5 protein-coding genes and 4 pseudogenes are annotated in these 9509 nt (G+C 58.9%); 6 read left to right on the top strand and 3 right to left on the bottom strand.

Annotated features, from left to right (window positions below; translation table 11 throughout):
- Nucleotides 1-152: 152 nt before the first annotated feature.
- The 3 genes and pseudogenes from DP107_RS19275 (at nucleotide 153) to DP107_RS19285 (ending at nucleotide 5709) form a co-directional block, all read left to right on the top strand.
- Nucleotides 153-2078, top strand: a pseudogene (locus DP107_RS19275) (type B DNA-directed DNA polymerase).
- Nucleotides 2079-2852: 774 nt separating this feature from the next.
- Nucleotides 2853-4199, top strand: coding sequence for an orc1/cdc6 family replication initiation protein (locus tag DP107_RS19280; protein ID WP_144263705.1), 1347 nt, complete (start codon nucleotides 2853-2855; stop codon nucleotides 4197-4199).
- Nucleotides 4200-4410: 211 nt separating this feature from the next.
- A pseudogene (locus DP107_RS19285) lies at nucleotides 4411-5709 on the top strand (RNA-guided endonuclease TnpB family protein).
- A gap of 185 nt (nucleotides 5710-5894) precedes the next feature.
- On the opposite strand, the gene DP107_RS19290 reads toward DP107_RS19285, so the two are convergent.
- Both DP107_RS19290 and DP107_RS19295 read right to left on the bottom strand, forming a co-directional pair.
- The gene (locus DP107_RS19290) at nucleotides 5895-6542 is read right to left on the bottom strand and encodes an HNH endonuclease (RefSeq protein ID WP_144263706.1); all 648 of its coding nucleotides are present in this window, start codon (nucleotides 6540-6542) and stop codon (nucleotides 5895-5897) included.
- 54 nt (nucleotides 6543-6596) lie between these two features.
- Nucleotides 6597-6920, bottom strand: coding sequence for a hypothetical protein (locus DP107_RS19295; RefSeq protein ID WP_144263707.1), 324 nt, complete (start codon nucleotides 6918-6920; stop codon nucleotides 6597-6599).
- A gap of 137 nt (nucleotides 6921-7057) precedes the next feature.
- On the opposite strand from DP107_RS19295, the gene DP107_RS19300 reads away from it, so the two are divergent.
- Nucleotides 7058-7984 (top strand): helix-turn-helix transcriptional regulator, encoded by a 927-nt coding sequence (locus DP107_RS19300; protein ID WP_144263708.1) that lies wholly within the window; start codon nucleotides 7058-7060, stop codon nucleotides 7982-7984.
- The gene (locus tag DP107_RS19305; protein ID WP_144263709.1) at nucleotides 7981-8784 is read left to right on the top strand and encodes a DUF6036 family nucleotidyltransferase; all 804 of its coding nucleotides are present in this window, start codon (nucleotides 7981-7983) and stop codon (nucleotides 8782-8784) included. The genes DP107_RS19300 and DP107_RS19305 overlap by 4 nt, the downstream gene beginning before the upstream one ends.
- Before the next feature lie 13 nt (nucleotides 8785-8797).
- On the opposite strand, the pseudogene DP107_RS20980 reads toward DP107_RS19305, so the two are convergent.
- Nucleotides 8798-9121 (bottom strand): annotated as a pseudogene (locus tag DP107_RS20980) (hypothetical protein); the annotation flags it as partial.
- Nucleotides 9122-9193: 72 nt separating this feature from the next.
- Here DP107_RS20980 and DP107_RS19315 point away from each other — a divergent pair.
- Nucleotides 9194-9509, top strand: a pseudogene (locus DP107_RS19315) (AAA family ATPase); the annotation flags it as partial.

Consider the following 9509-nt stretch of genomic DNA (forward strand, 5'->3'; position numbering starts at 1 on the left):
TGCGGCGATTCACGCCCGCCCTGAAGAGCGGGATTCTCTCGCCTAATGAAGATAGCTCGAAAAGAGACTTACACTAGTCGGCACAGCCTCAGAGGCTGCACCGGCGAGTGCAGCGGCGTTCTCCATCGGCTCCGCGTACCCGGTCTGTCCAGCTGCCCACGCGAACGCTGGTGCGAGTACCACGAGTCCAAGGAGCCCGGCAAGCGCGTCAGCTGTCGGCCTATCCGGTCGGGGATCTCGCCTGTTTCAACGTCGACTTCTCGCGAGAGTTCCGGTACTGTCTAGAGATCGGTGCCGATCCGACACCCGCGAGCGAACTGTCGACGCTTCGGCTCAGCGTCCCGGTGACCGAAACGAGCAACGACGTCTATGGGGAGCTGTCCGTCGCCGGCGACGCCGTCACCGGCTCGCCGACGGATATCCTGACCGCCGTCCAAGAGGCGCCCGACGCACACGATCCGGACGTCATAGTCTGCTCGACTAGCGAAATCGTCCCAACGCTACACGAGATGGCGACGGACGCCGACGTCGACGACTTCTCGCTGAGTCGGTGGCCGGACGTCGACTACCAGCAGCTTGCGAGCCGGTCGACGTACTCAGGCTACGGTCGCGTCGGTCACTCGCCGGCGCGGTACAACGTGCACGGCCGGGCGATCATCGACGAGTCGAACGCGTTCTTCTACGGGGAGACGAACCTCGACGGCGTCCTCGACCTCGTGTCGCGCTCGAACAAGCCCGTCTAGGAACTCGCGTGGGCGTCGATCGGGAACGTACTCACCGCGATCCAAATCTGCGAAGCTCATAACCGCGGCGTCCTCGTCCCGTGGAACTCCTGGTGCCACGAGTTCTACAAGCCGATGTGGACGCTCCACGACGCCGACCGCGGCGGGTTCATCTTCGCGCCCGAAGTCGGTCTTCACGAGAACGTCCACGAACTCGACTTCTCCTCGTTGTACCCGAACATCATCTGTACCCGGAACGTCTCGCCGGACGTCATCCGGTGTAGCTGCCACAGCGACCGGGACGACGTTCCCGGCCTCAGGTACTCGATCTGCGACGAGCGAGGCTACCTCGTCGACGTCCTCCAGCCGATCATCGACGCTCGCGACGAGATCAAGGCGGCCATCCGTCGCGAGAAGGATCGAGACGATCCCGACGACGAGAGACTCGCGGAACTCGAAGGGAGGTCGGGAGCGCTGAAGTGGATTCTCGTTGCCTGCTTCGGCTATCAAGGGTTCAGCAACGCGAAGTTCGGGCGCATCGAGTGCCACGAGGCAATCAACGCGTTCGCTCGCGAGATCCTGCTGACGGCGAAACAGCGACTGGAAGCCGGCGGCTGGCGGGTAGTTCACGGTATCGTCGACTCCATCTGGGTGACGCCGGACCCTGACGTCGACGACGAGGACCGCGAGGATCTCAAAGCACTCGCGACGGCAAGCACCGAAGAGGTCGAGATCCGGCTCGAACACGAAGCCCACTACGACTGGGTGGCGTTCGTGCCGCAGCGCGAGAGCGACGCTGGCGCGTTGACGAAGTACTTCGGGAAGGTCGCCGGCGACGACGAGTTCAAGATACGCGGGATCGAAGCTCGGCAGCGCTTGACCCCACCATTCATCGAGGACGTCCAGCGAGAATGTCTCGAACGGCTCAACGCGACTCGATCTCCGGATGCCGTACTTGACTGTCTTCAGGACGCGATCAGTCGCCTCCACGCTGGGACGGTGCCGGACGAGCAGCTCGTCGAACGGAATCGTGTCTCCAAGCCGCTGGAAGGGTACTCGCAATCCACTCAGAACGTGGCGGCGCTGAAGCGGGCTCGGGATCAGGACCTCACCGTCCACCCGGGACAGGACATCGAGTACGTGGTCGTCGACGACGAGAAGAGTTCGCGAGACCGAGTCGCGTTGGCTCACGAGGAGATCGAGTCGTACGACGCGTCGTACTACAAGACGCAGCTCGTCAGAGCTGTCGAAAGTGTGCTGTCACCGCTTGGGTGGGATCGGGCGGAGATTCGTCGAGAGCTCACGGAGACGCGGGTGCCGGAGTTGACGACGTTCGTGAACACGGAGGACAATTAACCAACACAAGAGTCGTCCGGAAGGGACTGTTGGTTAACCACAACCAACACGAAGTCGAACCCCCACACCCCGTGTGCGATATGAAATCAGGAAGACGACGGGAGGGGGCGGTTGGGAAGATAGAACGCGAGACACCCGAAATCCACGATATCACGGAGGAGAGGACGCAGAGGTAACAATATCGGAGTCGACTATATTTCAAGGAAACTTTTATATAGTCTCTCTGTCAACCGTAGCCGCAACAGAACTAGAGTCGGTCGAAACGAAACGATACGTTTCGTGATACGACCGAACTCGTTCGTGGTTTGCCTCCCTCGTGGGCTGGGTGTTATCGTCCATTCTACGGCCTCTCGTTGGTTCTCTGGCCGAATCCCATGGTTCTCGACTCATTCGGTCCTGCCCTCCCTCTCGTCAAATTCATATCGCACACGGGGTGTGGGGGTGACCTACCGACGAGGTCTCGTCCCACGCGAGATTGTCGAGAGATATGCTCGGTACTATCGGGATCGAGACCACGTCTGATGTTTTATCTTGCACACGGGGAGGTGTCTCTGCTGAGTTCTTCTGACCCGCCTCGTCGTTGACGGCTGTTTGACGAGCCTTCGGGATTTCATATCGCACACGGGGGGCTATCACGACCAATTGATTTCGCCCGCGGTCATGGAGTCCACCCGACTACCCGACTCCTAAGCTCTTCTATCGACTGAATTCGACTGATTTAACCTCGCACACGGTACCCATATTTATTTATAGTTTCGACCTAACTGCGCAAACATGGCTGACGGCGACGATCAACAATCCCTCTCACAATCTATCAAAGGCCGTCTTCAGGAGGGAGTCCAAAATTCTGTCTTTCGAGACAAGGGGCTCCTCGACCCGGATGCCGTCATCGACGAGGATCGAATTGTCGGTCGTGATGAACAGCTGGACGACATCATCACCTACCTACGACCGGCACTGCAGGGGAATCGTCCGCCCAATATGCTCCTCTACGGGCCGTCGGGGACTGGGAAGTCACTCATCATCAATGCGGTCTGCCAGCAGGTTCTCGAACTCGCGAACTCGCAAGGAGATCGATTCGGCGTCATCAAAATCAACTGCCAGACGATCAAATCGCACGACCGGGCTGTCTATCGCCTCGTGAAGAACGCGGCCGAAGAAGCCGGCGTCGACGTCGGTGTCTCCGAGAGCGGGATCTCGACCGACCAGAAGCTCGATCGGTTCTACGAGATTCTGAGCAACAAATTCGACTCGGTCATCATCATCCTCGACGAGGTCGACCTTCTGGTGGGCCGACAACGCGACCCGAACGACGAGCCGGCGTATTCGAAACTGCTTTACCAGCTGTCGCGAGCGTCCCAGCTCGGGCGCATCGAGGGTCATGTGTCCGTCGCCGCGCTTACGAACGATCCCCGATTCATGGAGGACCTCGACGGGCGGGCGGAGAGTTCCTTCAACCCGCAGGACGTCGTCTTCCCAGACTACGACGCGAATCAACTGCAATCGATTCTCGAACGTCGTCGCGACGCCTACCAGGACGACGTCCTCGAGGATGGAATCATTCCGCTCAGTGCTGCATTCGCTGCTCAGGATCACGGCGATGCGCGGAAGGCAATCGATCTGTTCCGGAAGGCGGGTGAAATCGCCGACCGAGGTGGAGAAGATACGGTTCGTGAAGAGCACGTTCGCGACGCCCAGAAGGAAGCCGAACGGGACCGGACGCTGACCCAGATGCAGGGCCTCTCGACGCAAAAGAAGCTCTCGCTCTACGCAACTGCGATCGTCCCTGTTTATTCACAACGCAATCTGAACGCTGTCCCCAGTACGGTTGCCTATCGAGTGTACCAGTACCTCACCGACCTCCTGGATGCCGATGAAAAATCGCGCGACTCCTATCTGCGATATATGAACGAAGCTGAGACGTACAATTTCGTTACGTCGGAGAAGCGGGGGCGCGGCTATGGGAGTGGTGTTCATAAGGAGTACACTTTCGTCGACGATCCGGAGGTAGTCGCCGAGACTCTCCAAGCTGATGTTCGCCTCAAGGATGCTGAACACGACGAGGATCTCGTCAAATCCGTTGTCAACGCGCAGATAGACGATTTCTTTGAAGAGAACTAACGCGAAGACTTCCCGACGCCGGCTCCGAATTCATTTCGCACACGGGGGGTGGTTCCGGCGAGCGTATTGTAGAATGACTAGATATGTCTGACAAGGGTACGCAAGATTTCATTTCGCACACGGGGTGTCCCCCCGCCCCAGATTTGGAATTATCTCGCGGTGTGTCGTCCGTAGGTATTTAAGAGATTACGCGTATACCGCAGGGCGTCGGATGGCCGACACCGCTACCGTTATAAAAACGCTCAAGACCACCCTTGTTGATCCAACTGCGCACAAAGAGCGGAAACTTCGTGAAACGGTAGCGACATACCAAGATGCGCTCGAAGCTGCCTTCGATAGTGAAGCGAGTACGCGGTCAGAAATCAACGATCTCGTCACCGGCTACGATTTGACTTCGTACGCAAAAGACGCTCTCAAACAATACGTCCCCAAACTCGAGTACAGCTACGATGCGGATGAGTTAGCTGAAGACCATCCTGTTCGCTTCACTCACCGTGGGCTGCAGATTGATCACTCCTCAACACGGGCCCACGAGTTCTGCTGGCGCGTTCCTCAGGCAGGCTACGGGACTGGCTTCTGGGTTCCGCTGCAGATCAACCCTGATCAGAAACCGCTTTGATTTGATCTCTTGGACGGAACTGCATCAACTGGTGAATTTCGACTCACTCAGCATCGAGCATCATGGACGTTGCACGTTACTGGAAAATACTCGGTTAAAGAGCCCGAGGTCCCGGATGACCCGACGCATATCGGGTTCGACGTCGGTGAATCGACGTTGCTCACGGGCTGTGCCCTACAACATGACGCACCGACGGATCCATTCTTATTTGATGGCAGTCGGGCACGACGAATACGAAAGGAGATGTACACCACTCTCAAGCGCTTACAGGAGCGAGATTCTGCAGACTGGCGTATCCAGTGGCGCTTCGAACATTTCCAGAACGCCCTGACTGATATCGTGGAAAAAGCGACCACCCAGGCTGTCGAATATGCCTGTCAGTTCGAGAGTCCCGTCATCGTCCTCGAAGATCTATCGTATATCCAGGAACGGTTGGACTACAGTGCTCATATGAATCGGCGATTACACTCGTGGGCCTTTGCTCAGCTAATCAGCCGTCTTGAAGACAAGGCGCTTGAAGCGAGCGTCCCTGTCGAGTTCGTACCACCTGCGTACACGTCCAAGACGTGCCATGAGTGTGGTCATATCGGATCTCGCTCCTCACAAGCCGAGTTCAAGTGTACCAATCCGGACTGCTGGGTTACTGAATATCAGGCGGATATCAATGCAGCGGCAAACATCGCCCGTCGTGCCGATCCGTGGGGAGAGAGTGTGCCTTGGAAAACGGGACACGATGACTCCCCGCGGAATGGGAGCCCCTGTGACAGGGCCTTGGAACGCCGAGAGGAGAGTCGGAACCCCCGACAGATGACGCTCTCGGAGTATAGTTCCGAAACCTCCTCATCTGATGAGACTACCTCTGTGGGGAGTACCGCAGCAGATAGCAAATGAGGATGTCACCTCTCATACGGGGTCCGCTTCGAAAGGGACCTCAATTCATTTCGCACACGGGGGGCCATTGCTGATTTCATATCGTACACGGGGTGTGTTGCCTCGACGCCGTCGGCGAATTCACTTCGCACACGGGGGGTGTTCTTGACGCCACTGGTGGAGTCATTTCGCATACGGGGTGTGTATCAGATTAGCTTCGGACGGAGTGGGATACCCTCCCACCGTGTATGGCAAGGCTCACAGAGCGAGACGAGGTTCGATGGGTCGTGAGCTGCTTCGATCTCGTCCTCGTCGAACTCAGAGAACGGGTGGATATGATGCACTCGCGGTGTATATCCAAGCTCGTCTTCACTACGGCCACACCCCTGGCAGGTTCGACTATCTCGCTCTAAGACTTGCTCACGCCGTTCTTTCCACAACGGTCCATAGTTCGGCGTCGATTCCCAGTTGTAGGTAGCTGTCTCCTGCTGCCACTCCCACTTGCATTCTCGACTACAGAAATGCCGGTCCGCTGATTCGATATCGGACTGGATCCGTTTGATGCTCTCCCCGCAGTACGCACAATCGGTCTGAGGCCGATTCTCTATTTGCCATCGGCCTCTACACTCCTTGCTACAGAAGGTGTTTGTTTGACCCTCTTTGAGTGATGATTCATATCGTTTGTATTCAGTCCCGCAGTAGTCACATTCGAGAACGAGTCTGCTGTCTTCCCTTTCGCTGCGCCAGTTCCCATAGCACTCCCGATCACAGAAGTGGTGTTCTGCACCTTCCACCTCTGATGGAGGCTTTGTAATCGACTTCCCACAGAAGTCGCACTTGATCTCGACGGGCATGGTTCGGCCTTTCGCCGACCATTAGCAACCGTCATCACTGATGAATGTCCGCAGCTACTCGTCCGGGTTGACCGGCCCTTTGTACTGAGAACGGATCTTTTCACCATCTCGCCACTGCCAGTAGTAGTAGCGGTTGTCGTTGATCTCCTTGATCGTGATCGTGGCCTTCGACGGGACGTCCTCCGGAAGGTCGTCCGGCCGCTCGTCGATCTCGTCGTCCTCCGACTCCTCTTCGAGACGCGCTTCGCGAGCTTTGTGCTCTGCCAGCTCCTCGGCATAGCGTGCGACATGCTGGAGCTGGTCTGGCGAGTAGCCGTTGAGCGTGTCGACGATCTCTGTCGGGAGTTCGGCTGGCGGCGTCGGTGGCTCGTAGGACATCGGCTACTCTCGTGTTAACCAACAACGGCTGCGAATCCATAGTTTTGTTGGTTAAGCCGATGGGAACGGTTCGCGCGCCTGCTGTCTGTAACACTACTCGAAACTTTTTATATAGTAGTTTCGTACTATGTTACACCGTGCTCCGGCGAATCGAACTTGAGGTCCTCGCCACGGTAGACCGCGGCGACACAATCTCCGAACTCGCGACGAAGCTCGACCACAGCGAGAGTTACCTCTCTCGTGCCGTCGGTGACCTCGTCGAGAAGGGACTCGTCTACACGGAACGCGACGGGCGACGAAAACGAGTCGTCCCGTCGGATGCTCGCGCCGTCGAACTCTATCGGGACCTCGTTCGTCAGCACTCCCACATCGAGTTCCCCGAGCTGCTGACCGGGAAGGCACTCGAGGTGCTGTACTACCTCGACCAGCCGCGAACCGTCTCCGAGATCGCCGACCGGAGCGACAACTATCGCAACACGGTCAACCGCGTCCTCAAGCGGTTTCGTGACCGTGGTCTCGTCGGGACGGCCGACGGCCGCTATGAGTTCAACGCTGACTTCGACCGCCTGCATAAGTTCGCCCGGGAACTCGCACACCATCTCCATCGACAACGTCTCGAAGCCGTTGCCCCGAAGGGCACGATTCTCTGGGAGGACTACGACGAATTTCTGGCCCAAGCCGAAACGGAGATTGACGTCGAGGGATTCCACGAGACAGGACTCGCTCGATTCGCGGCCTTCGACCTCCAGTTCCTGCTCACCGGCCACCGTTACTACCGCTACTCCGAGGACCTCGACGCGGTCTCGCCGGCGGAGCTCTGCTGCCACACACTGTTAATCGACGACGGCAGGCGTCACCGCTCGTACTGTCTCCTCCTGCTCAGCCACGTCGACGTCGACGAGGCGGACCTCCAAGAGCAGGCGGCGAAGTATGGCCTCGAAGACGAAATCGACGCCGTGCTCCGCTACCTCGAGACGCACGGGGAGGTCGACGATGCCCGACTCCCGGAGTGGGATGAGTTCCAGAAGCTGGCGGCTGACTACGAGGTGCCACTACCATCATGAGACCAACATTCGGACGCGAGTACATCGAGAACGAATTCCAGCGCATCGGGGATGGCCTCTCAGCCCCGCTCACAGTCTACCTGATTGGTGGTGGCGCGATGTCGCTGCGCGACCTCAAGGGGGCGACGAAAGACATCGACCTGGTCGTCCCGGATGGCGACGCATACGGTCAGCTGTGGGCGGTTCTGATGGACCTCGGGTATGCGGAGGTTCAATCGCTGGATCCAGATTACCGGGCGCTGGGGGCGACGAGCTGCGTCGAGAACGCCGATGGGTGCCGCCTCGACATCTTCAACCAGCAGGTCGCGAACAAGCTCGTGCTCACCGACGGAATGCAAGAGCGCAGCGAGCCGTTCCTCGACACGGATCGACTGACGGTCCGGCTGGTCAGCAACGAGGATATCTTCCTGTTCAAGGCGATCGCCGGCCGTGATGACGACATCGAGGACATGAATATGCTCGTGCAGGCCGGCCTCAATTACGACGTCGTCCGCGATGAACTCGAAGCTCAGATCGAACGCCTGGGAGACGATCAGTTTGCCACGTTCGCGAACGAGGCGCTGGCCGAACTCGAGGAGCGGTACGGAGTAACCACACCGATCGAGGGCCGCGTTCAGGAGCTGACGAACAGGTACTACCGGGAGCTGGAAGTCCTCCAGGCACTCGACGAGCCGATGGCCGTCGACGAACTGGCCGCGGAACTGGAACTGGATGATGAAGAGGTTCGGGACCGGATCGCGTATCTCTCAACGTTCGACCGGGTCCGTCGGGATGGCGACACAGTCCGTCCCGTGAAGTAGCTCAATCGTTACCCTACGGGGAGGGAAGGCGGCCGTCTGGACAGGGAACGCGGCCCCGTTTGATCTCGTGATCGACGCGACGCAGATGCTTGCAGCCGCCTTCGGGTGAGCGCTGCTGCCAGTCGGAACAGGTACACGATTCGTCAACGACGTCGACTTCGTACCTGTTGCCAGACGCGGACTGCACCTCGTAGCGGCCACCTTTCGAGAGGAGTGAGACGTCCATCGCTTCGGCAACGGCACGCTTCGTGCGGGGCGCAAGATCGTCCTCCGACTGTGCGTTCTCGTCAACGACCAGTCGGTCGCGAACGTCGCCCGTTCGGCCACCGTCGGGACTCGCCTTGCGACTGCCGCCGCTCGGCGATACGCGCGTCGGCTCGACGCCGAGACAGACCGTGGTGTGGCCCGGGTGGTCGACCTCGCGACCACCGACATCGCCATGGGCAAACCTGTCTACCGAACCGCAGGACTCGATCCCGACTCTCTTGAGGCGCAGTACGTCAGTGCCGTCGGTCGCAACGCCGACGACCCCGTGGCGACCGGCTTGCACGTTCTCGATGACCCGGACCACCCGGACGTGCCAAAGGCCGCGACGCACCCCGACGCCGGCGACGACGCCCTCCCGGTCGACGAGTCAGGGCACGTCGTCCCACCAGCCATTCCGGTTGAGCCGCGACTCCAGCTTCCCCTTGACGAACTGCTCGCGAAGAAACTCGCCCGAGGGC

The organism is Haloglomus irregulare (genome assembly GCF_007421925.1).
GTDB classification, from domain to species: Archaea; Halobacteriota; Halobacteria; order Halobacteriales; family Haloarculaceae; genus Haloglomus; species Haloglomus irregulare.